This is a genomic window from Labrys sp. 22185, assembly GCF_052045555.1.
Taxonomy (GTDB): Bacteria; Pseudomonadota; Alphaproteobacteria; order Rhizobiales; family Labraceae; genus Labrys; species Labrys neptuniae.
Genome location: NZ_JBQEPH010000009.1, coordinates 256083 through 282252, shown reverse-complemented (window position 1 = coordinate 282252; position 26170 = coordinate 256083). Strand labels below are relative to the sequence as shown.

The window sequence follows — 26170 nt, the reverse complement described above, 5'->3', positions numbered from 1 at the left end:
GTCGAGGAAGCGGTGAAGGGGGCCAAGGAGCTCCCCGGTCCGCTTTACGTGGTGAAGTCGCAGATCCATGCGGGCGGGCGCGGCAAGGGCAAGTTCAAGGAACTGCCTGCCGACGCCAAGGGCGGGGTGCGGCTTGCCAAGTCGATCGAGGACGTGCGCGCCCATGCGCAGGAGATGCTGGGCAACACGCTGGTGACGGTGCAGACCGGGCCGGCCGGCAAGCAGGTCAACCGCCTCTATGTCGAGGACGGCTCCGACATCGAAAAGGAGTTCTACCTCTCGGTGCTGGTCGACCGCGAGACCAGCCGGGTCGCCTTCGTGGTCTCCACCGAGGGCGGCATGGACATCGAGAAAGTGGCCCATGAGACGCCGGAGAAGATCGTGACCTTCTCGGTCGATCCGGCCACCGGGGTGATGAACCATCACGGCCTGGCGGTGGCCAAGGCGCTCGGGCTCTCGGGCGACCTGGCCAAGCAGGCGGTGAGCCTGACCACCAGGCTCTACACCGCCTTCGTGGCCAAGGACATGGCGCTCCTTGAGATCAATCCCCTGATCGTCACCAAGGACGGCCAGCTCAAATGCCTGGATGCCAAGATGGGCTTTGATTCCAACGCCCTCTACCGCCATCCCGACATCGTGGCGCTGCGCGACGAGAGCGAGGAAGATCCCAAGGAGATCGAGGCCTCGCGCTACGATCTCAACTACATCGCGCTCGACGGCTCGATCGGCTGCATGGTGAACGGGGCGGGCCTGGCCATGGCCACGCTCGACATCATCAAGCTCTATGGCGAGGAGCCGGCCAACTTCCTGGATGTCGGCGGCGGGGCCAGCAAGGAGAAGGTGACGGCGGCCTTCAAGATCATCACGGCCGATCCGCAGGTGAAGGGCATCCTGGTCAACATCTTCGGGGGCATCATGCGCTGCGACGTGATCGCCGAGGGCGTGATCGCTGCGGTGCAGGAAGTGGGGCTGACCATCCCGCTGGTGGTGCGCCTGGAGGGCACCAATGTCGAACTCGGCAAGCAGATCATCCGCGATTCCGGCCTGAACGTGATCGCGGCCGACGACCTCGACGATGCCGCCCAGAAGATTGTCAAAGCCGTGCGGGAAGCCAAGTAATGTCGATCCTGATCAACAAGCAAACGCGCGTCATCTGCCAGGGCTTCACCGGCAAGAACGGCACCTTCCATTCCGAGCAGGCGCTCAAATACGGCACGCAGCTGGTGGGGGGCACCTCGCCGGGCAAGGGCGGCTCGCAGCATCTGGGCCTGCCGGTATTCGACACCGTGGCCGAGGCACGCCATGTCACCAAGGCCGATGCCAGCGTGATCTACGTGCCGCCGCCGGGGGCGGCGGATGCGATCTGCGAGGCGATCGACGCGGAAATCCCGCTGATCGTGTGCATTACCGAGGGCATTCCGGTCACCGACATGATCAAGGTGAAGCGGGCGCTGTCGGGCTCGAAGTCGCGCCTGATCGGGCCGAACTGCCCGGGGGTGATGACGGCGGACGAATGCAAGATCGGCATCATGCCGGGCAACATCTTCAAGAAGGGCTCGGTGGGCATCGTGTCGCGCTCGGGCACGCTGACCTATGAGGCGGTGTTCCAGACCACCCATGAGGGGCTGGGGCAGACCACGGCGGTGGGCATTGGCGGCGACCCGGTCAAGGGTACCGAGTTCATCGACGTCTTGGAGATGTTCCTGGCCGATCCCGACACCCATTCGATCGTGATGATCGGGGAGATCGGCGGCTCGGCCGAGGAGGATGCGGCGCAGTTCCTGGCCGACGAAGCCAGGCGCGGGCGGGCCAAGCCGACGGTGGGCTTCGTGGCCGGGCGCACCGCTCCCCCCGGACGGCGCATGGGCCATGCCGGCGCCATCATCTCCGGCGGCAAGGGCGATGCCGGGTCCAAGATCGCCGCTCTCGAAGCCGCCGGCGTCAGGGTATCACCCTCCCCGGCGCGCCTCGGCACCACGCTGACGGAACTGCTGAAGGGTTGACATCAAGGGGCTGAGAACGGGCCGGAACCAAGGTTCCGGCCTTCAGAACCGAAGGAACGGGACGATGGATCGTCAAGACGATAGGAACCTGCAAAGCTTCGCCTATGGCGGCGACGCCGAGTATCTCGAAGATCTCTATGCGCGCTACGAGGACAATCCGTCCTCGGTCAATGGCGAGTGGGCGGCCTTCTTTGCCGGTCTCGCCGACGACAAGGCGATCGTCGAGAAGAATGCGCGCGGCGCGAGCTGGGCCAAGCCCAACTGGCCGATCGTGGCCAATGGCGAAATCGTCTCGGCTCTCGACAGCAATTGGGGCCAGATCGAGAAGAAGGTCGGCGAGAAGATCAAGGCCAAGGCGGACTCCCAGGGCGCGACCATCTCGTCCGAGGCCATGCTGCAGGCGACGCGTGATTCGGTGCGCGCCATCATGCTGATCCGCGCCTATCGCATGCGCGGCCATCTCTTTGCCAATCTCGATCCGCTCGGCCTGCAGGAGGCGCGCGACCACGAGGAGCTGCATCCGCAGACCTATGGCTTCTCGGAGGCCGACCTCGATCGCAAGATCTTCATCGACCATGTCCTGGGGCTCGAATTCGCCACCGTCCGCGAGATCGAGGCCATCCTCAAGCGCACCTATTGCTCGACCCTCGGCGTCGAGTTCATGCATGTCTCCGATCCTGCCCAGAAGGCCTGGATCCAGCAGCGCATCGAAGGGGCGGACAAGGAGATCACCTTCACCCGCGAGGGCAAGCGCGCCATCCTGTCCAAGCTGATCGAGGCCGAGGGCTTCGAGAAGTTCATCGACGTCAAATATACCGGCACCAAGCGCTTCGGCCTCGACGGCTCGGAATCGGCCATTCCCGCGCTGGAGCAGATCATCAAGCGTGGCGGCGCGCTCGGCGTGCAGGACATTGTGCTGGGCATGGCCCATCGCGGCCGCCTCAACGTGCTGGCCCAGGTGATGGGCAAGCCGCACCGCGCCATCTTCCACGAGTTCAAGGGTGGCTCCTACGCGCCCGATGACGTGGAAGGCTCCGGCGACGTGAAATACCATCTGGGCGCCTCGTCGGACCGCGAGTTCGACGGCAACAAGGTGCATCTGTCGCTGACCGCCAACCCCTCCCATCTCGAGATCGTCGATCCCGTGGTGCTCGGCAAGGTGCGCGCCAAGCAGGACCAGCAGGACGATACCGATTCCCGTGCCAAGGTGATGCCCCTGCTTATCCATGGCGATGCCGCTTTCGCCGGGCAGGGCGTGGTCGCCGAATGCCTGGGCCTGTCGGGCCTGAAGGGCCACCGCACCGGCGGCTCGATGCATTTCATCATCAACAACCAGATCGGCTTCACCACCTATCCGCGCTATTCGCGCTCCTCGCCCTATCCTTCCGACGTGGCGAAGATGATCGAGGCGCCGATCTTCCATGTGAACGGCGATGATCCCGAGGCGGTGGTGTTTGCCGCCAAGGTCGCGACGGAGTTCCGCCAGACCTTCCACAAGACCGTCGTCATCGACATGTTCTGCTATCGCCGCTTCGGGCACAATGAAGGCGATGAGCCGGGCTTCACCCAGCCCTTGATGTATCGCAAGATCCGCTCGCATCCGGGCGTGGTCGAGATCTACTCGAACAGGCTGATCGAGACCGGCGTGGTCACGGCCGGTGAGGTCGAGAAGATGAAGGCCGACTGGCGCGCGCGCCTGGAAGCCGAGCACGAAGCCGGCCAGGCCTACAAGCCCAACAAGGCCGACTGGCTCGACGGGCAATGGGCGGGGCTGCGCGCCATCGGCGCCACCGACGACGATCCGCGCCGCGGCGCCACCGGCGTCGACGCCGCCAAGCTGACCGCCATCGGCAATGCCCTGACCACCGTTCCCGAGGGCTTCCAGGTCCACAAGACCATCCAGCGCTTCCTCGACACGCGGCGCAAGATGATCGAGACCGGCGAAGGCATCGACTGGGCGACGGCCGAGGCTTTGGCCTTCGGCACGCTCTGCGACGAGGGCCATCGCGTGCGGCTGTCGGGCCAGGACTGCGAGCGCGGCACTTTCTCCCAGCGCCATTCGGTGCTGATCGACCAGGAGACGGAGAAGCGCTACACGCCGCTCAAGAACATCCGCGAGGGCCAGGGCAAATACGAGGTCATCAACTCGATGCTCTCGGAAGAAGCCGTGCTCGGCTTCGAATATGGCTATTCGCTGGCCGAGCCCAAGGCGCTGACCCTGTGGGAAGCCCAGTTCGGTGACTTCGCCAACGGCGCCCAGGTGGTATTCGACCAGTTCATCTCCTCGGGCGAACGCAAATGGCTCCGCATGTCGGGCCTCGTCTGTCTTCTGCCGCATGGCTATGAAGGGCAGGGGCCCGAGCATTCCTCGGCTCGCCTCGAACGCTTCCTGCAGATGTGCGCCGAGGACAACATGCAGGTCGCCAACTGCACGACGCCGGCGAACTATTTCCACATCCTGCGCCGGCAGCTCAAGCGCGACATCCGCAAGCCCTTGATCCTGATGACGCCGAAATCGCTGCTGCGCCACAAGCGCTGCGTGTCGAAGCTCAGCGAGCTGGGGGCCGATACCACCTTCCACCGCATTCTGTGGGACGACGCCCAGTTCGGCAACTCCACCACCAAGCTGGTGGCGGACGAGAAGATCCGGCGCGTCATCCTGTGCACCGGCAAGGTCTATTACGACCTGCTCGACGAGCGCGAGAAGCGGGGCATCGACGACATCTATCTGATGCGCGTCGAGCAGCTCTATCCCTTCCCGCTGAAGTCGCTGGCCAACGAGCTGTCGCGCTTCCGCAAGGCGGATGTGGTCTGGTGCCAGGAAGAACCCAAGAACATGGGCTCCTGGTCCTTCGTCGAACCCTATCTGGAATGGGTGTTGGGACAGGCGGGCACCAAGGCCAAGCGGGCGGCCTATGCCGGCCGGCCGGCCTCTGCTGCGACCGCGACGGGCCTGATGTCCAAGCATCTGGCCCAACTGCAGGCCTTCACCGACGAAGCCCTGACGATCTGACGGGCTCATTTCGCATCGACAGGCGGGACCCGCTTCCGCTTGTCGCAACTCCCCAGAGCAAAGCAGGTTTTGGTGAAAACGCTTCCTTGCTCCGACTTTTGTTTGGACGCGTCTTTGCGATTCTTGGCGTAACAGCCAGATCGCAAAACGCTTTGAAAAGAGGGCGCCTGAAGGCGGGCGTGAAATCATGGCGACGGAAATCAAGGTGCCGACCCTGGGCGAGTCGGTCACGGAAGCCACCATCGGCAAATGGTTCAAGAAGCCGGGCGAGGCCGTGAAGGCCGACGAGCCGTTGGTGGAGCTCGAGACCGACAAGGTGACGCTGGAAGTCAATGCTCCCGCCGCCGGCGTGCTGGGTGAAATCCTGGCCAAGACCGGCGAGACGGTCGGCCCGGGGGCCACGCTCGGCACCATCGCGGCCGGCTCCGGTGCTGCCGCTGCCCCGGCGGCCGCACCCGCTCCAGCCCCCGCTGCCCCGACGTCGGCCCCCGCCGCGCCGGCTGCTGCCGCACCGGCCTCGCCCGCTGCACCGCCTTCGCCCGCTGCGGCCAAGATCGCCGCCGATCGTGGGCTCGATCCGGCCCAGATCGAAGGGTCGGGCCGCCGCGGCCAGCTCCTCAAGGGCGACGTGCTCGCTGCGCCGGCTCCTGCGGTTGCTCCCGCTCCGGCTCCCGCCGCTGCTCCGGTGCCATCGGCGCCGCGGGTTGCTTCGCCGCCAGCCGATGCCGCACGCGAGGAGCGCGTGCGCATGACCAAGCTGCGCCAGACCATCGCCCGCCGCCTGAAGGAAGCCCAGGCCAACGCCGCCATGCTGACGACCTTCAACGAGGTCGACATGACCAACGTCATGGCGCTGCGCAACCAGTACAAGGACCTGTTCGAGAAGAAGCATGGCGTGAAGCTCGGCTTCATGTCCTTCTTCGTGCGGGCTTGCACCCAGGCCCTCAAGGAGATGCCGGCGGTCAATGCCGAGATCGACGGGCAGGACATCATCTACAAGAACTATTGCCATGTCGGCGTCGCCGTCGGCACCGACAAGGGCCTCGTCGTGCCGGTGATTCGGGATGCCGAGACGCTCGGCCTGGCCGGCATCGAAAAGACCATTGCCGATTTCGGCAAGCGGGCCCGTGACGGCCAGCTCAAGATCGAGGAGATGCAGGGCGGCACCTTCACCATCTCCAATGGCGGCGTCTATGGTTCACTGATGTCGACGCCGATCCTCAATGCGCCCCAGTCGGCCATTCTCGGCATGCACAAGATTCAGGAGCGCCCGATGGTGGTCGGTGGCCAGATCGTGGCACGCCCGATGATGTATCTGGCGCTGTCCTATGATCACCGCATCATCGACGGCAAGGAAGCGGTCACCTTCCTGGTGCGCGTCAAGGAGAGCCTGGAGGATCCGGCTCGCCTCGTGCTGGACCTGTAAATCTTCACCCTCCCCTGGAAGGGGGAGGGTCGACGCGCAGCGTCGGGGTGGGGTGGTGGTTCGATGTTGCGGAGAACCGCCGCGCCTTATCCAGTTGATGCGCGCGGAAGTCACCCCACCCCGGCCTTCGGCCGACCCTCCCCCTACAGGGGAGGGTGAAGTGAAAGCGAGCCCCCATGCCCTCTCATGATCTCGTCGTTATCGGCACTGGCCCCGGCGGCTATGTCTGCGCCATCCGCGCCGCCCAGCTCGGCATGAATGTCGCCGTGGTCGAGAAGCGCGCCACCTATGGCGGCACCTGCCTCAATGTCGGCTGCATCCCGTCCAAGGCGCTGCTGCACGCCTCCGAATTGTTCGACGAGGCCGGGCATGGTTTCAAGGCCTTCGGTATCGAAGTCCCCGCGCCGGTGCTCAATCTGCCCCAGATGCTGAAGCACAAGCAGGAGACCGTGGACGCCAACGTCCAGGGCGTTGCCTTCCTGTTCAAGAAGAACAAGATCACGGCCTATCGCGGCACCGGCAAGATCCTGGCTGCCGGCAAGGTCGAAGTGACGGCCGATGACGGTTCGAAACAGACGCTGGACACCAAGTCGATCGTGATCGCCACCGGCTCGGACGTCGCCCAGCTCCCCGGCGTCACCATCGATGAGAAGACCGTGGTCTCCTCCACGGGCGCACTCGAACTGGCTGCCGTGCCGAAGAAGCTGGTCGTCATCGGCGCCGGCGTCATCGGCCTCGAGCTCGGCTCGGTCTGGCGCCGCCTCGGCGCCGAGGTCACCGTGGTGGAGTTCCTCGATCGCATCCTGCCGGGCATGGATCTGGAAGTCGCCAAGCAGGCCCAGCGCTTGCTCGGCCGCCAGGGCATCGAATTCAAGCTTGCCACCAAGGTGACCGGCGTCGAGACCAGCGCCTCGGGTGCCGTGGTCTCCGTCGAGCCGGTCGCCGGTGGTGACAAGCAGACCATCGCAGCCGATATCGTGTTGGTCGCCACCGGCCGCCGGCCCTATACGGACGGCCTCGGCCTGGAAGAGGCCGGTGTCGTCACCGAGCGCGGACGCGTGATCATCGACGACCATTTCGCCACCAATGTCCCCGGCATCTACGCCATCGGCGACGTGGTGCGCGGGCCGATGCTGGCGCATAAGGGCGAGGACGAGGGCATCGCCGTCGCCGAGATCCTGGCGGGCCAGCACGGCCATGTGAATTACGATGTCATTCCGGCGGTTGTTTACACCTATCCCGAGATCGCTTCGGTGGGGAAGACCGAGGAAGAGCTCAAATCGGCCGGCATCGCCTACAAGGTCGGCAAGTTCCCCTTCACCGCCAATGGCCGTGCCCGCGCCAACCGCACCACCGAAGGCTTCGTCAAGGTGATTGCGGATGCGACCACCGACCGCGTGCTCGGCGTGCATATCCTCGGCGCCGGCGCCGGCGAGATGATCCATGAGGGCGTCGTGCTGATGGAGTTCACCGGCTCCTCCGAGGATCTCGCCCGTTCCTGCCACGCGCATCCGACCATGTCGGAAGCCGTCAAGGAGGCGGCGCTGGCCGTCGAGGGGCGCGCGATCCATATTTGATCGCGGCTTCTGCACCGCTTTGTTGTCACAAAGCCGCTAAAAGGCCATAGACAGGCTATAGGGCACATTTCCCAAGCAGAAGTCTCCCGGCGAGGTCCACAATGGGTCTCGCCGGGAGACTCTGCAAATGTTTGGTATCCTGCACAGTCCTCTTGATCGTGCCTGCGGCTCGATCAAGAGGACTGTGCTTGGAGCAAAGCGCGTTTGGCGAAAACGCTGCCTTGCTCTAGTCGTTCGCGCTCACGCGTCTTTGCGATTCCTTGGTGACATCGTCGAATCGCAAAACGTTTTGGAATGTGCCCATCTTGTTGCCAGGTGCCGGTTCCGGTCCCGCAGACCGGCCGTCTCGGAGTTTGCAATGCCCTTTGCCCGTACCGTTCTCGTCGCCCTGAGCCTGCCCCTGCTGGCGGGCACCGCCTTTGCGCAGAACGAGTCCGGTGCGCCACCCGCCGCCACGGTGCCGGCTGCCGCCGACGCTGTGCCGGCACCTGATCTTGTCGCCTCCAATCAGCCGCTCGAGATCGACACCCATCGCATCAATCCCAAGGCGCTGAGTGCGGCCGACAAGGCGACGCTCGACCAGATCGACAGCTATTTCAACAATATCAAATTCTTCTCCGGCAATTTCGTGCAGGTCGGTTCGGACGGCAAGCGCATCAACGGCAAGTTCTGGGTCTCCAAGCCCGGCCGCATGCGCTTCGACTACGACCCGCCGTCCTCGCTGCAACTCCTGGCCGACGGCACCTCCGTGGCCGTGCGCAACCGCAAGCTCAACACCCAGGATCTCTATTTCATCAAGCAGACGCCGCTGCGCTTCCTTTTGGCCGACAGGCTCGACCTGATCGAGGATTCCAGGGTGCTGGCTGTCGGCCGCGAGCCGGCCGGAATCAGCGTCATCCTGGAGGAGGGCTCGGCTGCCAGCGGCGGCAAGTCGCGCATCCAGCTGACCTTTCCGGCACCGAATTACGAGCTGAAGCAGTGGACCGTCACCGATCCGCAGGGCTACGACACCACGGTGACGATCTCCGGCATCGACCGCAAGCTGCAGCTGCCGGACAAGATCTTCTATATCGACCAGACCAAGATCCTGAAGTAGCCGGGCGGGAGCAGGGCGCCCCATCACAGGCGTCTCAATGCGAATTCGTACAGCGCGCGCCCGGGTTACCTCCGAGGTTTCGCCATCAGGGCGATCCGCATCAAGGCGCGCGAGACGATGGCCTGCCCCAGAACGGCGTTGCGGCGGGCATCGAGCACGGCTTCCGACAGATCGGCTACGATGCGGTCGAGCCGAGCCATGGTCAGGGCAGAGAGCTGGGCCGAGACGCCGGCCTTGCGGCGGAAATGTACCTGCATGCCCATCGAATCGACCACATTGGCGGCCGGGCGGCCCTTCTCGACCTCGCCGCGCAGGCGGTGAAGCAGCAGAGCGTGGCGCAGGGCCGTTCCCGCCAGTTGCGAGGTGTTGACGCCCTCGTTCCAGGCTTTGGCCAAGGTGGCGTCGAGCAGATCCGCCCGGCCGGAAAAGGCGGCATCGATGATCTCGTCGGTGGCGAGCGCACTGGCATCGCCCACCACGGCCTCGACGTCGCTGAGCTCGATGCGCCCGGCGCCATGGGCGTAGAGCGTGAGTTTCTTCAATTCGCTGCGGGTCGCCAGGCGATCGCCGCCGAGAAGCCCGATCAGCGTCTCCCGGGCTTCGGGCGCGATGGTGAGGCCTGAAATGGCGACTTCCTCGGCAATGATCTGGCCGATATTGGCATTCTCGTCGCCGAAACAGGCGATCACCGCCCCGGCGCGGGACTTCTCCACCAAGGAGACCAGGGCATGGTTCTTCTTGAGGTCGCCCGCCTCGATCACCACCCGGCAGGCTGTCGGCGGGTTGGCGAGCACGGGCTCGACCGCCGGCACGATGTTGCGGCTGCCGGCGCGCAGGCGTACGGCGCGGCGTCCGCCGAAGAGGGGAATGGTGAAGACCTCGTCGGCGAGCCGCGCCGGATCACTGCTGATCTCGTCGCCGTCAAGGCGAACGAGCTGGAAGGGATCCTCGACATCGTCGACCGAGGCCGCGACCAGGGCACGCACCCGCTCGCTCACCAGGCCGGTATCCGGCCCATAGACCATGATCACCGCGAAATGGGCGTCCGGCTTCTTGATGAAGGCATCGACGGCGCGCCGTTCGATGGAGGCCATGTCTCAATCAGCCATCAGGGATGGTCGGCGAGCCAGGTCGCCAACCTCAGGCGGATCTGGTCAGCCATCACGTCGGCCGCATCGTTCTCCGCATCGCGTCGGGCACGCACGGTGGCGAAACGCTGCAGGCCGGAATTATAGGACTTGCGCGTGAAGTTCTTCGCCTTGAGCAGGATCTTGTCCGTGGCCGGGTCGAGCAGCGTGTAGTCGGTCGTCAGTGTCACCGTGTCGATTTGCGGCGTGGCGTTCAGCGCGTCGACCAGCGCCGAATCGGAGCTGGAGGAGGTTACAAGCACCAGCCGGTAGCGTGCCGGCGGAGCCTCGGCGCCGCCCGTGAGATTGAACGACAGCCGGTTGCGCACCTGCTGGCCGACACGATCCTCGACCGGGTCGATGGCGATGGCGGCAAGCCTCCCCTTCAGCCCAGGCGAACCGTTGCCGGGCTCGGCCAGCATCGGACGGAAGCAGCCGCCCAGCATCACCGCCGGCAGGAGGGCGAGGGCCAACAGCGCGCCGCGGCGCGAGGTCTGACTAGACGACGACATTCACAATCCTTCCCGGCACCACGATGATCTTCTTGGGAGCGCGCCCTTCCAGCACGCGCTGGACGGTTTCGTTCGCCAATGTGGCAGCTTCGACTTCCTTTGGCGATGCCGATTTCGGCACCGTCAGATCGGCCCGCTTCTTGCCGTTGAACTGCACTGGCAGGGTGACGGTATCGTCCTCCAGCAGCGCAGGATCGGCCACCGGCCAGGAGGCCTGCGCCACCAGGCCCTGACCGCCGAGCACGCTCCAGCATTCCTCGGCCAGATGGGGCATCATCGGCGCGATCAACTGCACCAACATGACGCCGGCTTCCTTCAGCGCAGCGGCCAGATTGGCAGGCACGGCCTCGCCGTTCTTGGTGCCGTCCAGCGTGCGGCCGAGGCTGTTCACCAGCGTGTAGATATGGGCGACGCAGCGGTTGAAGCCGAGACGTTCGATATCGCCTTCGACGGCTGCCAGGGCGCGGTGCGCCGCCTTGCGCACGGCGAGGATGTCATCCTCGCTTGCGGCAGGGCTAGCCGGTGAGGCCGAATGAGCGGCGATCTCGTTGACGATGCGCCAGATGCGCTGCACGAAGCGGCCGGCGCCCTGGACGCCGTCCTCGGTCCAGATGACGTCGCGCTCGGGCGGCGAATCCGACAGCATGAACCAGCGCGCAGTATCGGCGCCGTAGTCGGCGATGATGTCGTCGGGGTCGACGACATTCTTCTTCGACTTCGACATCTTCTCGATCGAGCCGATCTCGACCGGCTCGCCGGTGCGGTTGTTGAAGGCGCGGCGCTCGGCACCGTCGCCCTCGATGCGTACGTCGGCCGGCACCACCCATTCACCATTTTCAGCGCGGTAGGTCTCGTGCACCACCATGCCCTGGGTGAACAGGCCCTTGAACGGCTCGTCCAGGCCGACATGGCCGGTCTTCTTCATGGCGCGCACGAAGAAGCGGCTATAGAGCAGATGCAGGATGGCATGCTCGATGCCGCCGATATATTGGTCGACCGGCAGCCAGGCATCGGCTTCCTTGCGCACCGTCGGCGCCGTCTCGATCCACGGATCGGTGAACCGGGCGAAATACCAGGAGGAGTCGACGAAGGTGTCCATCGTGTCCGTCTCGCGACGGGCCGGCTTGCCGCATTGCGGGCAGTCGACATGGCGCCAGGTCGGATGATGGTCGAGCGGATTGCCGGGCCGATCGAAGGTGACGTCGTCGGGCAGCTTGACCGGCAGATCCTTCTTGGGCACCGGCACCACGCCGCAGACCTCGCAATGGATCACCGGGATCGGGCAACCCCAGTAGCGCTGGCGCGAAATGCCCCAGTCGCGCAGGCGGAAATTGACCTTGCGCTCGGCCACGGGTGCATTGCCATGCGTCCGGCTTTCCAGGCGACGGGCGACCTCTTCCTTGGCTTGCTCGATGGTCATGCCGTCGAGGAAACGCGAATTGATCATCAACCCGTCGCCGTCATAGGCGACGTCGGTGATCACGAAGCTGGCCGGGTCCTGGTCGGGCGGGCACACCACCGGCGTGTTGCCCAGGCCATAGGCATTGACGAAGTCGAGGTCGCGCTGGTCATGCGCCGGGCAGCCGAAGATGGCGCCCGTGCCGTATTCCATCAGCACGAAATTGGCGACGTAGACCGGCAGCTTCCAGTCCGGATCGAAGGGATGCACGGCGCGGATGCCGGTGTCGAAGCCCTTCTTCTCGGCCGTTTCGATCACGGCTGCCGAGGTGCCCGTGCGCTGGATCTCCTCGATGAACGCAGCCAGTTCCGGATTGTTCGCCGCAGCGGCCTTGGCGAGCGGATGATCGGCCGCGATCGCCATGAACTTGGCGCCGAACAGCGTGTCGGGGCGCGTGGTGTAGATCAGCAGTTCGTTCTCGCCCGCAGGCGCGGTGGCCGCGTCGAGCTCGAAGCGCACCTGCAAGCCTTCCGACTTGCCGATCCAGTTCTTCTGCATCAGCCGGACCTTCTCCGGCCAGCGATCCAGCGTGTCCAGGGCCGAGAGCAGGTCCTGCGAGTAATCGGTGATCTTGAAGAACCACTGGGTCAGCTCGCGCTGCTCGACCAGGGCGCCCGAGCGCCAGCCGCGGCCGTCGATCACCTGCTCATTGGCCAGCACGGTGTGGTCGACAGGATCCCAATTGACCTTGGAGATCTTGCGCTCCACCAGGCCTGCCTGCAGGAAATCCAGGAACATCGCCTGCTGGTGGCGATAATAGGAAGGATCGCAGGTCGCGATCTCGCGGCTCCAGTCCAGCGACAGGCCCATCGATTTGAGCTGGCCGCGCATGGTGTCGATATTGGCATAGGTCCATTTGGCCGGATGCGTCTTGTTCTGCATCGCAGCATTCTCGGCCGGCATGCCGAAGGCGTCCCAACCCATCGGGTGCAGCACGTTGAAGCCCTTGGCCCGGCGATAGCGCGCCACCACATCGCCCATGGTGTAGTTGCGCACATGACCCATATGGATGCGCCCGGAGGGATAGGGGAACATCTCGAGCACGTAGTAGCGCGGACGCGGATCCTCATTCCTGGTTTCGAAGATCGCCTGGTCGGCCCAGGTCTTCTGCCATCTGGGCTCGGCGTCGCGGGCGTTATAGCGCTCGGTGGTCATGGGGAAGGGAACTCGGAGGTTGAATGTCAACTGAAAGTTGATTTTGAAACGCCGCTTTTAGCGGGCGCGGCGGTGCAAAGCTAGCCTCGTCTCCTTTCGAAGGCCTGAAGAATCTGCGGGAAATCACCCGACAGGGTCGGCACAGGCACGGTTTTGTCATGCCCGGGCTTGACCCGGGCATCCAGCGCCGACGGATTTCCGCGCTGGAAACGAGAGTTGGATAGCCGGGTCGAGCCCGGCAATGACAAGGGTTGAGCCGACGTCGACGGCCGAACGTCGGACAGACCCTGCCTACTCGGCGAGCCTGACCGGCACCGGGCGCGTCAGGAGGTCGACGTAGAAGTCGAAGAAGCGCTTGTTGTCGAACTGCTTGACCACCTTAACCTTCTGCAGCAGGTCCGTCGGCTGCTTCTGCCAATAGCCGAGCGTGCGGCCATAGCCCGGCCCGAACGCCACATCGACGTCGATATAGAGATCCTCGACCTTGGTCGCGTAGCTCGGATCGACCAGATAGGCGAGGGCGAGCGTATCGAACACGCTGGCCTTGGCCTTGTCCTCCTTGGCGAACTTCTTGGCCATCCAGCTGTCCCGGAAGAGCTTCTGGACCGGGCCTTCGCCGGCGGTGAGGCGGTCGAATTCGGGCTTGCCGATCTGGGTGATATCGGTGACGTCGAGGGGAATGAGGGCCTGCTCGATCGGCTCGCGCATGACGATGCGGGCGGCTTCCGGATCGATCCAGACATTCATCTCGGCGGCGGGCGTGGTGTTGCCCTTCACGTCGACTGCGCCGGCCATGTAGACGATACGCTTGATCAGCGGCACGATTTCCGGGTTCTTGCGGATCGCCAGGGCGATGTTGGTGGCCGGGCCGATCACCAGGAGCGAGACTTCGTGCGGATTGGCCTTGACCGTGTCGACGATGAAGTCGACGGCATCTTCCTTGCGCAGCTTGGCCTTCTTGGCGAAGCCGTCCGGCGGGGCGATCAGGTCGGCATCCTTGGGCTGCGGGCGATGGAACGAGGTCTTGTAGCTTTCGCCGAAGCCGAAAAGGGCCCGTTCATGCTCGAAGCTCCTGGGATCGTGGACGAGGGGCAGGTTCGCGCCGGCATAGACGCCGATCCTGTCCTCGATGCCGAGGCGCTCGACGGCGCGCAGGGCATCGGCGACTTCCTGTTTCAGCCAGTCATTGCCGGTGACCACGGTGATGCCCAGAAGGTCGATCGCCTTGTCCTTCTGCAACTGGGCCGCCATGATCAGCACTTGGCCGTCATCGCCGATCGTCGAGAAATCCGTGTCGAGAATGATCTTTTCGGGAGCCGCCTGGGCGGGCGAGGCCAGAAATGCACCCGCGGCCAGTACAAGAGCGGCCATTAATCGCTTCATCGAAAATTTCCTCCTGCAGTAGTTTTTGATCATATATCAATAAGTATTCTTGTGAGGTTTTGTGAGCAAGAGGGGGTGATTGTTCGCCGAGGTATTCTATCGATTATTATACCTCTCGGAAAAGTAACGTGCATGGAAGTCAATCTTTCGCTATACAGGCTATCTGCTGCTTGTCATGGCTTAGCTTGGCAGGCTGCAATCGCAAATCCGATAGAAAAGTGTCCATGTCTTTTTCGGTTGTGGATGCTTTTGCCGGCGATACCCAGGTTAGAAAATAGAGTCTGTGGCAGGCAATCTGCGCGTTGCCCGTCACGGCCACACGCCTTTCGCCCTTCATAGTCACGTATTCGATGGATTGGCGGGCAACCGCAATTTCCGGGTTCGGCGGCGAGGCCTTGACGCCGATCTTGCTGAAGTTTCTTGGATAATGGTCGATATAATCGTCCATACTGATCGGATAGCTCAGATGCAGGCCTTCCGTATCCAGTGGCGCTAGCCACGATTTTCTGGCGCCGGCATGCTTGGGAAGCTTTACCTTGCGATTGGTGCCGAAGGTAGTGATCCCATATGCCGGAGCGGCATTGCCCTCTACTCCCCACAGGCCTTGCAGATCGCCGCACAAGAGGCCCTGCCAGCCATGGTCAACTCCGTACCATAACTGACAGTCATAGTGAGGCGTGACCAGTTTCCGCACCTGGCACGAGTCTCCCTGGGAGGAGACGAAATATTGAGCATCGCTGTCTCGCATCAAGCGAACATCGCAGCTCTCGCTGGCGGTCGACGGCGTAATCAACCAAACCTGCGCCAGTATAGCTACGAGGAGCCCTCTCATTTCACAGACCCCGTGATTTGCCGAAGACAGGCATGCATCGCTAGGCAGTAGGTTGATCAAGTAAGCGACAAATTGGGGCCCATTACAATTGCGGCAATGCATCGCCGATGATCGCGCTGAGCGCCGGGGTTCGCCCGCGCAGGTAGTTCTCAGGCAGCAGCTTTGAGGCTGTTTACGGCGCTTTCTTGCCCGTCAGCCCGATCAGGCTCTCGAATGCGGCTGACGTGGCGTGGCCGTCGGCCTTGGCCTTGACCAGCAGCTTGTCCTGATCCTGGGCAAAGACGGCCCGCTCGATCTTGACGTCGAGGCCCGGTATCGCCGGCACGGAGGCCCGGGCCTTGTCCTTGTCGAGGGCCTTGGCCACGGCATCGGTGAAGCGCTGGTTGAGATTGCCGAGCAGGGCGGTCGCGATCTCGGTGATTTGCGGATCGCCGGTCTTGATCGAGGCTTCGCCCTTCACCCGCAAGGCGACCTGTCGCGGCGTCGGGATGTAGAGCTCGACCGGGATGGTGATGGCAATCCTGTCGGTGGCGATCTTGGTCTTGATCTTCTGCCCCAGCACTTTGGCGCAGCCCCAGGCCGTCACCTTGCCGGCAACGTCGATCACCGCCGTGTCGCCCTCGGCGCGAATATGGGCGCTGTCGATGCTGTTGACCACGAGATTGGGGCCCTTGCGGGCACAGGCATCCTCGGGAAACGGCAATTTGCGGGCGATGGCCAGCGCATTGTCCTGCAGGGATTTCAGGTCGCCGGTGACGGTGAGATCGAGCTGGACGCCGCCCGCCTCGCTCTTGCTGTCGAGCGATGCGCGGATTGGAATGTCGAGGGGAATGCCAAAGACCGGCAGGGATATCGTGGTCGGGCCGATATCGAGGGCGGAGGCTGGCCGTCCCAGGCCGCAGATCAGGAGCGCTGCCAGGGTGCTTCTTGCCAAGATCGATTTGGCCACCTTGAATTGCATCATCGGCCTGCCCTCCGCAAAGCGTTTTGTGATTTGGTCGTTTCACCAAGAATCGCAAAGACGCGTCGAATCAAAGAGCTAGAGCAAAATAGCGTTTTCGTCCAAACGCGCTTTGCTCTAGGCAACCCTTGTCCATGCGGGGCTTTTAGCATGGTCCGGCTAGGTTCCGGTAGCAATAGCCCGTCCGTCCTATTATGTCGGAGGCCTGTTTCGTCCTTTCGCCACTCTCTGGAAATCATGCCATGTCCGACGCTCCGGCCCGCCTTGCGGAGGTTCGCCTTGCCATCGCCCGCGCTGAGGCCGACGCGCTGCGCCCTGCAGGCGCGGTGACCCTGATCGCCGTTTCCAAGACGTTCGGGCCGGAAGCGATCGAGCCGGTGCTTGCCGCGGGCCAGCGGGTCTTCGGCGAGAATCGCGTGCAGGAGGCGCAGGGCAAATGGCCTGCTCTCAAGGCTGTCTATCCCGATATCGAGCTTCACCTCATTGGTCCGCTGCAGTCCAACAAGGCCAAGGAGGCGGTGGCCCTGTTCGATGTGATCCACACGGTCGATCGCTCCTCCGTGGCCCAGGCGCTCGCCAAGGAAATCGCCAGGCAAGGCAAGGCGCCGCGCCTGCTGGTGCAGGTCAATACCGGCGAGGAAGCCCAGAAGGCCGGTGTCGCGCCCCAGGAGGCCGATGCCTTCATTGCGGCCTGCCGGGATGACTATGGTCTTATTATCGACGGGCTGATGTGCATCCCCCCGTTCGAGCAGTCGCCCGGACCGCATTTCGCCCTGCTCTCCAAGATCGCCGCCCGCAACGGGCTTTCGATGCTGTCCATGGGCATGTCGAGCGATTTCGAGACGGCCATCGAGGTTGGCGCCACCCATGTGCGTGTGGGCAGCGCCATCTTCGGGACGCGCTGAGCCCTTTTCCGGGCTTTTCGAGAAATCGCGCATGTCATCCCCGGCGGTGCCTTTGGCTCCGGGAGGGGGATCCAGGGGCCACGCATATATCCCTTTAGCCCCTGGATTCCCTTTCCGCCGCTTGCAGCGGCGCTGGGAATGACAGGCCCGACATAGTCCGTTGATCTTATTGCGATAATGCTCCGTTGGGAGGTGTGGGACCGCTATTTCTTGCTGCCGTCGCTGGCGGGATCGGCGAGAGGATAGCTCTTGTCGGTCAGGCAGGCGCGCAACCAGGGGCTGTCCTCATCCTCGCCGAGATCGGCGCTGATCTTGGGCGACGGTGTGTTCGTGCCGCTGGCATTGGCGGTTGCAGCCGGCTGGAGGTTCCAGTGCCGGTCGGCAGAAGGCTGGCCGTCGGGGCAGGGGCTGCTGCCGTTCTCGTCGCCGCAGGTCGCGATCGTCTTGAGCTTGCCATCGGATACCTCGGCCACGGTCTGGGTGATGTAGAGCGCGTTGGTGGCGAAGTCCGTCGTCACGGAGCAGACCCGGTCCTCGTTCTGGTAGGTGCGCGTTCCCAGGCAGGTATAGATCTGATCACTGCCGCTCGGCAGAAAGTCGCAATCCGCGCTGTAGCCCGCGAAGGGGCCTCCGGTGAATTGGGCGTTGAACCGGCGTTGGTTGAGGGCGATCTCGATCAGCCGCGGCAGCTTGGCATCGGTCTTGGAGAATTCGGCCAAATCCGCGGTGCGCGCTTGGATTGCCTTGAGGAGATTGTTTTTGGGTGCTTCCTCGCCGCTATCTTCGGCACCTTCCGCTCCGTCCTCCTGGTCGAGACGAAGATCCCGCCGTGCCAGCCAGTGTTTCTGGCTTTCGATCAGCATGGCGCGGATCTCGGGATCCTGGCTGGCCTTGAGGATCCTGGCATAGGCCGCGCCCATGGCGGCGTCCGCCTGCCGCAACGATTTGTCGGCGCAGATGCGGCGTTCGATCGAGGTCGAGGCCTTCTTGCAGTCGATGGCGTGGGCGGGCAGGGTGTGGAGCACGGTCAGGGCAGCGATGCTGAAAGCCAGGCGTTTCATTGCGGATGTTCCAAGGAAAGGGCAAAGGAGGAGCGGCAGCGGAGTCGGGGGGCAAGGCGAGCGGGAAAGTTCAGGCGTCAGCGGCTTCTGCGCTGGTAGGTGCCGTCTATCAGGCTGCCCTCGCCGCCGCAGATGGCAGCGGCATCGGCGCCACGAACCGTGATCGCGCCCTTGTCGATGGAGAAGGAGAAGCCGAGACCGGGCTTGGCCGCATCACCCTGTTCATCGAGGCCGGCCACGATGTTGACGCGGGTGACCTTGCCTTCGAAGGCGTGGCCCGTGATCGAGCCTTCGGCAATGAAGCCGCAATCGGCAACCGTTGCCGCGTCGTTCGGAACGCCGCCGACGGCGGCACTTACCCGCCAATGCTCGCCGGTGCGCTTGACGATGAGCGTGGCTTCGCCGTTTTCCCGGCGGACATAGGTGCCGGCAGCGGTATCCTGCATGCTCATGGCCGCCGCCGCATCGGCGAAAGCCAGGGCGGCAATCGCACAGCCGGCTGCTGCAAAAATGATCTGTTTCATCAATAACCCTTGCTATGAAATATCCTGCCGACGTCGCGGGGCGGACGCCTCCGTCAGTCGATGACCATCACGGCACGGCGCGACAGTCTCGGCAGCACCTTGCGGAACACCTCCGGTGCCACGGCGACGCAGCCGGCGGTCGGCGCGTTGTTCTCGCGGGAAACATGCCAGAAAATGGCGCTGCCCCGCCCCCTGACGATCGGTGCATCGTTCCAGCCGAGCGGCACGATGACGTCGTAGAGCCGGTCTCCGCGGGCCAGCCTTTCCTCGGCGTTCTGGTCGAGGGGGCGCTGGATCAGCGTGTTGTAGCGCCGGTCGCAGACATCGTCGCACCAGGCATCCTGCGAGCGAATGGCGCGGAAGGGCAACTGGCTGGGAATGCGGGGGGCGCGGTCCAGCCGCTGGAACAAGCCGCGGAGCGGCAGCACGGCCCGGGGCGTGACGCCATCTCCCTCCCGTTTGGTGACGGCAATGCCGCTGCGGCCCAGCACGCAGGGATAGGAAACCCCGCCCACCGTCAGGCGGCCACGGCTGCGCGAAAGCGGGGATGCCTGCACGCGAATGAGATCGATCTTGCGCTTCAAGGGCCGACTTCCAAATTTTTCACCGCAAATCCCTGTCGAAAGTGCCGTCATGCGATTCACAAATCATGGCGCACGCCGTCATAATGCGATAGAGCGCTAAAGCGTTTTGCGATTTGTCGGAATCACCAAGAATCGTAAAGACGCGTCAAGACAAGGAGCCGGAGCAAAAGGGCGTTTTCGCTAAAACGCGCTCTGCTTTGGTATTCAAAGCGCGAAAGCATACCGGGTTTCCTGCCGCGCACGCCGAGCGCCCAGGCAGATTCCTCCTGATCGATCGCTTTCGCCTTCTGGGGAATGTCATGTCCGGCAGCCGCAAAATTCTGATCGTCGACGATGATAACGACCTGCGCCAGGCGCTGGCCGAGCAATTGGCGCTTTATGACGAGTTCGAGATCGATCAGGCCGAATCCGCCAGCCGTGCCGTCCAGATCGCCAAGTCCGACCATCTCGATCTGGTGATCATGGATGTCGGCCTGCCGGATATGGACGGGCGGGAAGCGGTCAAGCTCCTGCGCAAGAATGGCTTCAAATCGCCGATCATCATGCTGACCGGCCACGATTCCGATGCCGATACCATTCTCGGCCTCGAAGCCGGGGCGAACGACTATGTCGTCAAACCCTTCCGTTTCGCCGTGCTGCTGGCGCGTGTGCGTGCCCATCTGCGCCAGCACGAGACGAGCGAAGACGCGGTGTTCAACATCGGCCCCTTCACCTTCAAGCCGGCCTCCAAGCTCCTGTTGACCGAGAAGGGTTCCAAGGTCCGGCTGACCGAGAAGGAAACCTCGATCCTGCGCTATCTCTATCGTTCTGGCCAGAAGGCGGTGCAGCGCGATGTGCTGCTGCAGGAGGTCTGGGGCTATAATTCGGGCGTGACCACCCATACGCTCGAAACCCATATCTACCGCCTGCGGCAGAAGATCGAGAAAGATCCCTCCAACGCGGCCTTGCTGGTGACCGAGGGCGGCGGCTACAAGCTCGTGCCGTGAGATCGTCACTGCACGTGATCGTGTGGCTGGAATCTCGTCATTGCGAACGCAGTGAAGCAATCAAGGGGGCAGGGTCCCAGCCCTTTGCCTGGATTGCTTCGTTACGCTCGCAATGATGGTGTGAATTATTGTTTGCGCGTAGGACGTTTCCTTCCGAACCCAAGGCCGCAGATGGCGCTCGAAGACGATATGGCATTGCTGGAAAGAGTGGCGCTGTTCCGCTCCATGGACCGTGATGCCCTGCGCCTGCTCGCCTTCTCGTCCGAGACCAGACGGCTGCGTGCCGGCGACACGCTGTTTCGCAAGGACGACATCTCCGAATATGGCTTCGTCGTCGCCTCGGGCGCGATCACGCTGATCGACGACGACGTCGCCACTGCCATCGTCGGACCCGGCACCCTGATCGGCGAAATGGCCCTGCTGTCGGAAACCCGCCGTCCCACCACGGCGATCGCGCGGGAGGCCAGCGTGGTGCTGCGCGTGTCGCGCCAGATGTTCAGGCGCACGTTGGAGGAATATCCGGCGACGGCGGCCCGCATCGCCGACGAGGTTCGCCGCCGCGTGCAGGACATGTCGAGCGAGCTGGCCGGGGTGAAGGACCGCCTGCGCCGTATCGGCATCGACCATCATGACGAGGAAAGCTGATTCGCTCGCTTTTCGTTCCAGTGCTGTTCGCTTTCCTAAAGTGTTGGCTGCAATAGGCTCAAGTTGTTCCACTGCGGGACATGCACCTGTGCCGTTCAGCTACGGTTCAGCCGCTGCCTGCTAAATTCGATACCCAGAAACCCTCATTGTTTCGACGCGTCTTTACGGTGCCTGGCGTTATTACCGAGCCGTAAAACGGTCAAGGAGAGTGCAGGATGAGAACGCCTATCGGGTTGATCTTCGCAGCTTGCTTTGCTGCGATTGGTTTCTTTGCGACCGCCCAGAGTTCATCGGCCATGCCCATCGCCCCCGCCGGCCAAACCAGAGCCGACGGTCAGGCGCTGAATAACGGCTTGGTCCAGACTATCCGCCATCGCCGCCATTGGCGTCCCTATTACCGCTACCATTACCGTCCCTATTACAGGCGCCATTACTACCGCCCCTATTATTATCGCCCCTACTACCGGCGTCATTATTATCGGCCCTATTACCGTCCCTATTATCGCCCCCGCTACTATCACCATCGGGGCTGGGGATGGGGCCATCGCCGTTGGCATCGCTGGTAGGAGCGCGCTTCGTCACCTAAAGACGACGTGGTTCGCGGGCCGGTCTCACGACCGGCCCGTTTTTTTGCCGGACGAAGTCGGTGATTCGGGCGCCCTTTGTTCCATGCCCGTACCAGGCCTTAAGCTGCGCTGCCGAAAACCAGGCCGGGTGGCCCATTCCGGGAATTAATCCATGCCGGCCGGAAGGAAGTGGCTGCAACGCTTTCTCCATGGACGAAGGGAGGCAGGTGCGGAGCTGCATTGCTCGGCGCGAGGCTTTCGGGGATTGCGGAACGCGGCCCGGCGGGACGGTCGGTGATTCGCTCCCGCTTCGTTCAAAGGCCGTTCCCAACATTAACGACCCACCACGAAATGCCGAAAGCTCGACCCAAAATGGGAACGAGTTCCTCGCATTGCCGGCATTGGCCAGGCCCGTCCTTAACCCTGTTCAGACATGGCGCACCAATGGTGCATGCCTGCCGACGACAGACGAGTGAAGCGGGAATTTCGCCCGGGCAGCGATTCGGGCGCCTTCCGTTCCAGTCTCGTTCGGGGGGTTAAATTTCGGCCATTCACGCCCATATTTGCGTTTCATGGCGAGACAGAATGATATGTGTCTGGTACCAGAATGCAGGAAATGCGCACAAAGGCCGTATTTCCTTGACGTCGCGGGGTATTGGGTGTCTGGCGAATCCTGAAACCGGGGTGCTCCGGCTTCCCTCGGGGCGTCTTGAGATTTGACCAAAGCAGGCCAAATCTCAAAGACGCTCTGGCCAATCGATTGGATTGGCTTGGAAACAACGAGTTAGAGCCAGGAAGCGTTGCCGCCGAAACGCGCTTTGCTCTGCGAAATGACGCCCGAAAGACCGCCGACCTTGATGCTGCCTCCCATCCTGCCCCCATCCGTGCGCGCCCGCGGTGTTACAGCGGTGCTGGGGCCGACCAATACCGGCAAGACCTATCTGGCCATCGATCGCCTGCTCGGCCATGGCGCCGGTATCATCGGCCTGCCGCTGCGGCTGCTGGCGCGCGAGGTCTACAACAAGCTGGTGGAGCGTGTGGGCGCCGAGTTCGTGGCGCTCGTGACCGGCGAGGAGAAGATCAAGCCCGACAAGGCCCGCTACTGGGTGGCGACGGCGGAGGCCATGCCGCGGGACCTCGAAGTGCCGTTCGTGGCGCTCGACGAGATCCAGATCGCCGCCGATCTCGAGCGCGGGCATGTCTTCACCGACCGGCTGCTCAACCGGCGCGGCACGCATGAGACGCTGCTGCTCGGCTCGGCGACGATGAAGCCGATCGTCGAGAAGCTGATCCCGGGCGTGAATGTGGTGACGCGGCCGCGCCTGTCCCATCTCCTGTTCGCCGGCGACCGAAAGCTGACGCGCCTGCCACGGCGCACCGCCATCGTGGCCTTCTCGGCCGACGAGGTCTATGCCATCGCCGAACTGATCCGCCGCCAGCGCGGCGGCGCCGCCGTGGTGCTGGGTGCCCTGTCGCCGCGCACCCGCAATGCCCAGGTGGCGATGTATCAGAACGGCGATGTCGACTTCCTGGTCGCCACCGACGCCATCGGCATGGGCCTCAATCTCGACGTCGACCATGTCGCCTTTGCCGGCGACCGCAAATTCGACGGCTACCAGTTCCGCCGCCTGACGCCCGCCGAGTTCGGCCAGATCGCCGGCCGCGCCGGGCGCCATGTCCGCGACGGCACCTTCGGCTCGACCGGGCGCTGCGATCCGTTCGAGCCTGAACTGGTGGAGGCCATCGAGGGGCATTCCTTCGACAGCGTTAAAGTGCTGCAGTGGCGCAATCCCGCCCTCAATTTCTCTTCGCTGGAAGCGCTGCAGGCCTCGCTGTCGGCAACGCCCGAGGAGCAAGGACTGACCCGGGCTCCCGACGCCGACGACATCCGGGCCCTGTCCATCCTCGCCCGTGACGAGGAGGTGAGGCGCCTCGCCAAGGGCGGCCAGGCGGTGGCGCGGCTGTGGGAAGTGGCCGGCTTGCCCGACTATCGCAAGATTTCCCCTCATTCCCATGCCGACATCATCACGAATCTCTATGGATTTTTGATGCGGGAGGGTAAGGTCCCGGACGACTGGTTCGCCCGTCAAGTTGCCATGTCGGATCGGACCGACGGCGACATCGATACGCTCTCGACGCGTATCGCCCATATCCGAACCTGGACTTTTGCGGCAAATCGGCTTGACTGGCTGAAAGACCCCGCTCATTGGCAAGGTGTGACACGCAGTGTGGAGGACAAGCTCTCCGACGCATTGCATGAACGGCTTGCCCAACGCTTTGTCGACCGTCGCACCAGCGTGCTGATGCGGCGCCTTAGAGAAAACGCCATGCTTGAGACTGAAATTACCAAAACCGGCGATGTGATTGTCGAGGGACAACATGTCGGAACGCTGCAGGGTTTCCAGTTCGCGCCCGACCCGAGTGCCGGCGACGGTGAGAGCGGCCGCGCCTTGCGGGCCGCGGCGGCCAAGGCTCTGGCAGGCGAGATCGACGCGCGCAGCCAGAAATTCGCGCAGGCGCCCGATACCGAATTCGCCCTGGCGGCGGATGGCACGGTGCGCTGGATCGGCGAGCCCGTGGCCAAGCTCATCGGCGGGGAGAAGCCGCTGACGCCGCGCATCCGTTTGCTGGCAGATGAGCAGCTGACGGGCCCGGCGCGCGATTCCGTGCAGACGCGGCTCGATATCTGGATCGGCAACCACATCACCCGCTTGCTCGGGCCGCTGCTGCTGCTCGACAAGGCCGAGGACCTGCAAGGCTTGGCCAAGGGCATCGCCTTCCAGCTCGTCGAGGCACTGGGCGTGCTCGATCGCTCCAAGGTGGCCGAGGACCTCAAGCAACTCGATCAGAATCAGCGCGCTTCGCTGCGCAAGCATGGCGTGCGCTTCGGCGCCTATCACATCTATCTGCCGATGCTGATGAAGCCGGCGCCCCGCGCGCTCGCCGCGCAGTTGTGGGCTCTCACCCATGGCGGCCTCGACCAGAAGGGGCTCGACGAGATCCCGCATCTGGCGGCCTCGGGCCGGACCTCCATGCCGGCCGACAAGACCATCGACAAGGGGCTCTATCGCCTGGTCGGCTATCGCGTCTGCGGCGAGCGGGCGGTGCGCGTCGACATTCTCGAGCGCCTCGCCGACCTCATTCGCCCGGCGATCGCCTATCGCCCCGGCACCACGGTGGGCCAGCCGCCGGCCGGTACCGCCGATGGTGATGGTTTCGTCGCCACCGTGCAGATGACCTCGCTGGTCGGCTGCTCGGGCGAGGATTTCGCCTCGATCCTGCGGGGCCTGGGCTATCGCTCCGACAAGCGCAAGGGCCCGGCGATCACCCAGGAAATCCGGTTGCCGGCGCCGACCGAGCCTGCCGCGCCAGTCGAGGCTGCCGCGGCTGAGGCCGCAGAAGGTGCTGAGGCTGCCGAATCGAGCCAGGAAGCCGCTCCGACGCCCGCCGAGATCGATGCCATGGAGGCGATCGGCTCGCCGCCTCATGAGCACAGCTTCCAGGAAGTCGCCGAGGCTGCCGGAGAGGCGGTGAGCGACGCGCCGGCCGACGACACGCCCGGCGCCGAGGCTCCGACCGAGGAAGTGCAGATCGCGGAGGCCCTGGCCGAGGAAGCCCAAGGCAAGGAAGCTCAAGGCGAGCAGATCCAAGGCGAGCAAGTCCAAGCCGAGCAGGCTCAGGTCTCCGAAGCCCCGGTCGAGGAAACGACCGGAGCCGAGACTGCGGCTTCTGAGGAGGCCGCTGAGGCAAGCGAAGGCGTCGAAGGTGCAGAGGCTGCGACCACGGCCGAAACCTCCTCCGAGGCGCCCGCCGCCGAGGCGGCGGTCGAGGAAGTACCGGAGATCGAGGTCTGGCGACCGGCACGCTTCGAGCGGCACCAGCGTCCGCATCACCATGGCCGTCCCCAGCATGGCAACCGCCAGCCCGGCGCCGAGCGCAAGCCGGAGGCAGGCGGCGGCTTCCGCCGTGGTCGTCCGGCGCCAGCGGAAGGCGCAGCTCCTGCCGAAGGTGTGGAGGCCCGGCAAGGTGACCGGCCCAACCGCTTCGACCGGCCGCGCCGCGATGATCGCGGCAATGGCCGGCCGCGGGAGGACAGGGGCTTCGGCGAGCGCAAGCAGGGTGGCGAAGGCGGGCGGCCCCGGGGGGATGCCCGTCCCGACCGCGGACCGCGTCCCGATCGGCAGGAGCGGGGCGGCGACCGCCCGCGCAACTGGTCGAGCGACTCCAAGCCGCAGGGTGGACGCGAATCCAATCGCGCGCCGGATCCCAATTCGCCTTTCGCCAAGCTGCTCGCCCTCAAGGAGCAGATGCAGGGCGGCAAGCCGGACAAGACCTGATCCACAGCGTTTTGCGAT

Annotated in this window: 20 protein-coding genes; 11 read left to right on the top strand and 9 right to left on the bottom strand. The window is 64.0% G+C overall.

Annotation, left to right across the window (positions count from 1 at the left end; all coding sequences use genetic code 11):
* The 6 genes from sucC to ACTJKX_RS19710 form a co-directional block, all read left to right on the top strand.
* On the top strand, window positions 1-1119 hold a 1119-nt coding region (gene sucC / locus ACTJKX_RS19735; RefSeq protein ID WP_394315741.1), incomplete at its 5' end, for an ADP-forming succinate--CoA ligase subunit beta.
* Entirely contained in the window at window positions 1119-2003 is an 885-nt protein-coding gene (gene sucD / locus ACTJKX_RS19730) for a succinate--CoA ligase subunit alpha (protein ID WP_311944192.1), read from the top strand. The genes sucC and sucD, both read left to right, overlap by 1 nt.
* A gap of 64 nt (window positions 2004-2067) precedes the next feature.
* A complete protein-coding gene (locus tag ACTJKX_RS19725) occupies window positions 2068-5016 on the top strand; it encodes a 2-oxoglutarate dehydrogenase E1 component (protein ID WP_440726225.1) in 2949 nt (982 codons plus the stop codon).
* Window positions 5017-5203: 187 nt separating this feature from the next.
* Window positions 5204-6442 (top strand): 2-oxoglutarate dehydrogenase complex dihydrolipoyllysine-residue succinyltransferase, encoded by a 1239-nt coding sequence (gene odhB, locus ACTJKX_RS19720; protein WP_440726224.1) that lies wholly within the window; start codon window positions 5204-5206, stop codon window positions 6440-6442.
* A gap of 176 nt (window positions 6443-6618) precedes the next feature.
* Window positions 6619-8019, top strand: a complete 1401-nt coding sequence (gene lpdA / locus ACTJKX_RS19715) for a dihydrolipoyl dehydrogenase (RefSeq protein ID WP_440726223.1) — start codon at window positions 6619-6621, stop codon at window positions 8017-8019.
* A gap of 358 nt (window positions 8020-8377) precedes the next feature.
* The gene (locus ACTJKX_RS19710) at window positions 8378-9115 is read left to right on the top strand and encodes an outer-membrane lipoprotein carrier protein LolA (protein ID WP_367625320.1); all 738 of its coding nucleotides are present in this window, start codon (window positions 8378-8380) and stop codon (window positions 9113-9115) included.
* A 65-nt stretch (window positions 9116-9180) separates the two neighbouring features.
* On the opposite strand, the gene holA is transcribed toward ACTJKX_RS19710, so the two are convergent.
* The 6 genes from holA to ACTJKX_RS19680 all read right to left on the bottom strand — a co-directional run bounded on the left by holA (window position 9181) and on the right by ACTJKX_RS19680 (window position 16547).
* The gene (gene holA, locus ACTJKX_RS19705; RefSeq protein WP_440726222.1) at window positions 9181-10209 is read right to left on the bottom strand and encodes a DNA polymerase III subunit delta; all 1029 of its coding nucleotides are present in this window, start codon (window positions 10207-10209) and stop codon (window positions 9181-9183) included.
* 14 nt (window positions 10210-10223) lie between these two features.
* A complete protein-coding gene (lptE, locus tag ACTJKX_RS19700; RefSeq protein ID WP_311944200.1) occupies window positions 10224-10754 on the bottom strand; it encodes an LPS assembly lipoprotein LptE in 531 nt (176 codons plus the stop codon).
* A complete protein-coding gene (gene leuS / locus ACTJKX_RS19695; protein WP_415086937.1) occupies window positions 10741-13368 on the bottom strand; it encodes a leucine--tRNA ligase in 2628 nt (875 codons plus the stop codon). The genes lptE and leuS overlap by 14 nt, the downstream gene beginning before the upstream one ends.
* Window positions 13369-13659: 291 nt before the next feature.
* Window positions 13660-14751 (bottom strand): nucleoside hydrolase, encoded by a 1092-nt coding sequence (locus tag ACTJKX_RS19690; RefSeq protein WP_440726221.1) that lies wholly within the window; start codon window positions 14749-14751, stop codon window positions 13660-13662.
* 139 nt (window positions 14752-14890) lie between these two features.
* Window positions 14891-15445: a hypothetical protein gene (locus ACTJKX_RS19685; protein WP_440726220.1), complete on the bottom strand. Its 555-nt coding sequence runs from the start codon at window positions 15443-15445 to the stop codon at window positions 14891-14893.
* Between the two features lie 310 nt (window positions 15446-15755).
* Window positions 15756-16547 (bottom strand): hypothetical protein, encoded by a 792-nt coding sequence (locus ACTJKX_RS19680; RefSeq protein ID WP_440726219.1) that lies wholly within the window; start codon window positions 16545-16547, stop codon window positions 15756-15758.
* A gap of 239 nt (window positions 16548-16786) precedes the next feature.
* Here ACTJKX_RS19680 and ACTJKX_RS19675 point away from each other — a divergent pair, with 239 nt between their 5' ends.
* A complete protein-coding gene (locus tag ACTJKX_RS19675; RefSeq protein WP_440726218.1) occupies window positions 16787-17449 on the top strand; it encodes a YggS family pyridoxal phosphate-dependent enzyme in 663 nt (220 codons plus the stop codon).
* Window positions 17450-17652: 203 nt separating this feature from the next.
* On the opposite strand, the gene ACTJKX_RS19670 is transcribed toward ACTJKX_RS19675, so the two are convergent.
* The 3 genes from ACTJKX_RS19670 to ACTJKX_RS19660 all read right to left on the bottom strand — a co-directional run bounded on the left by ACTJKX_RS19670 (window position 17653) and on the right by ACTJKX_RS19660 (window position 19618).
* Window positions 17653-18510, bottom strand: coding sequence for a lysozyme inhibitor LprI family protein (locus tag ACTJKX_RS19670; RefSeq protein WP_440726217.1), 858 nt, complete (start codon window positions 18508-18510; stop codon window positions 17653-17655).
* Between the two features lie 77 nt (window positions 18511-18587).
* Window positions 18588-19034, bottom strand: a complete 447-nt coding sequence (locus ACTJKX_RS19665; protein ID WP_440726216.1) for a hypothetical protein — start codon at window positions 19032-19034, stop codon at window positions 18588-18590.
* Between the two features lie 53 nt (window positions 19035-19087).
* A complete protein-coding gene (locus ACTJKX_RS19660; protein ID WP_440726215.1) occupies window positions 19088-19618 on the bottom strand; it encodes a L,D-transpeptidase family protein in 531 nt (176 codons plus the stop codon).
* A gap of 299 nt (window positions 19619-19917) precedes the next feature.
* Between ACTJKX_RS19660 and ACTJKX_RS19655 the strand changes: the two genes are divergently transcribed.
* The 4 genes from ACTJKX_RS19655 to ACTJKX_RS19640 all read left to right on the top strand — a co-directional run bounded on the left by ACTJKX_RS19655 (window position 19918) and on the right by ACTJKX_RS19640 (window position 26152).
* A complete protein-coding gene (locus ACTJKX_RS19655; protein WP_440726214.1) occupies window positions 19918-20604 on the top strand; it encodes a response regulator transcription factor in 687 nt (228 codons plus the stop codon).
* A gap of 171 nt (window positions 20605-20775) precedes the next feature.
* Window positions 20776-21249 carry a cyclic nucleotide-binding domain-containing protein gene (locus ACTJKX_RS19650; RefSeq protein ID WP_367625307.1) on the top strand — a complete coding sequence of 158 codons (474 nt, stop codon included), beginning with the start codon at window positions 20776-20778 and terminating at the stop codon, window positions 21247-21249.
* A gap of 215 nt (window positions 21250-21464) precedes the next feature.
* Window positions 21465-21815 (top strand): hypothetical protein, encoded by a 351-nt coding sequence (locus ACTJKX_RS19645; protein WP_394313815.1) that lies wholly within the window; start codon window positions 21465-21467, stop codon window positions 21813-21815.
* Between the two features lie 857 nt (window positions 21816-22672).
* A complete protein-coding gene (locus ACTJKX_RS19640; RefSeq protein WP_440726230.1) occupies window positions 22673-26152 on the top strand; it encodes a helicase-related protein in 3480 nt (1159 codons plus the stop codon).
* Window positions 26153-26170 lie beyond the last annotated feature (18 nt).

Coding starts and splice junctions, on each gene's coding strand:
- ACTJKX_RS19725 (WP_440726225.1), top strand. CDS start 2,068: ATGGATCGTCAAGACGATAGGAACCTGCAAAGCTTCGCCTATGGCGGC.
- ACTJKX_RS19640 (WP_440726230.1), top strand. CDS start 22,673: ATGCTGCCTCCCATCCTGCCCCCATCCGTGCGCGCCCGCGGTGTTACA.
- sucD (WP_311944192.1), top strand. CDS start 1,119: ATGTCGATCCTGATCAACAAGCAAACGCGCGTCATCTGCCAGGGCTTC.
- ACTJKX_RS19710 (WP_367625320.1), top strand. CDS start 8,378: ATGCCCTTTGCCCGTACCGTTCTCGTCGCCCTGAGCCTGCCCCTGCTG.
- ACTJKX_RS19645 (WP_394313815.1), top strand. CDS start 21,465: ATGAGAACGCCTATCGGGTTGATCTTCGCAGCTTGCTTTGCTGCGATT.
- ACTJKX_RS19675 (WP_440726218.1), top strand. CDS start 16,787: ATGTCCGACGCTCCGGCCCGCCTTGCGGAGGTTCGCCTTGCCATCGCC.
- ACTJKX_RS19655 (WP_440726214.1), top strand. CDS start 19,918: ATGTCCGGCAGCCGCAAAATTCTGATCGTCGACGATGATAACGACCTG.
- ACTJKX_RS19650 (WP_367625307.1), top strand. CDS start 20,776: ATGGCGCTCGAAGACGATATGGCATTGCTGGAAAGAGTGGCGCTGTTC.
- holA (WP_440726222.1), bottom strand. CDS start 10,209: ATGGCCTCCATCGAACGGCGCGCCGTCGATGCCTTCATCAAGAAGCCG.
- leuS (WP_415086937.1), bottom strand. CDS start 13,368: ATGACCACCGAGCGCTATAACGCCCGCGACGCCGAGCCCAGATGGCAG.
- odhB (WP_440726224.1), top strand. CDS start 5,204: ATGGCGACGGAAATCAAGGTGCCGACCCTGGGCGAGTCGGTCACGGAA.
- ACTJKX_RS19680 (WP_440726219.1), bottom strand. CDS start 16,547: ATGATGCAATTCAAGGTGGCCAAATCGATCTTGGCAAGAAGCACCCTG.
- lpdA (WP_440726223.1), top strand. CDS start 6,619: ATGCCCTCTCATGATCTCGTCGTTATCGGCACTGGCCCCGGCGGCTAT.
- ACTJKX_RS19690 (WP_440726221.1), bottom strand. CDS start 14,751: ATGAAGCGATTAATGGCCGCTCTTGTACTGGCCGCGGGTGCATTTCTG.
- ACTJKX_RS19670 (WP_440726217.1), bottom strand. CDS start 18,510: ATGAAACGCCTGGCTTTCAGCATCGCTGCCCTGACCGTGCTCCACACC.
- lptE (WP_311944200.1), bottom strand. CDS start 10,754: ATGTCGTCGTCTAGTCAGACCTCGCGCCGCGGCGCGCTGTTGGCCCTC.
- ACTJKX_RS19665 (WP_440726216.1), bottom strand. CDS start 19,034: ATGAAACAGATCATTTTTGCAGCAGCCGGCTGTGCGATTGCCGCCCTG.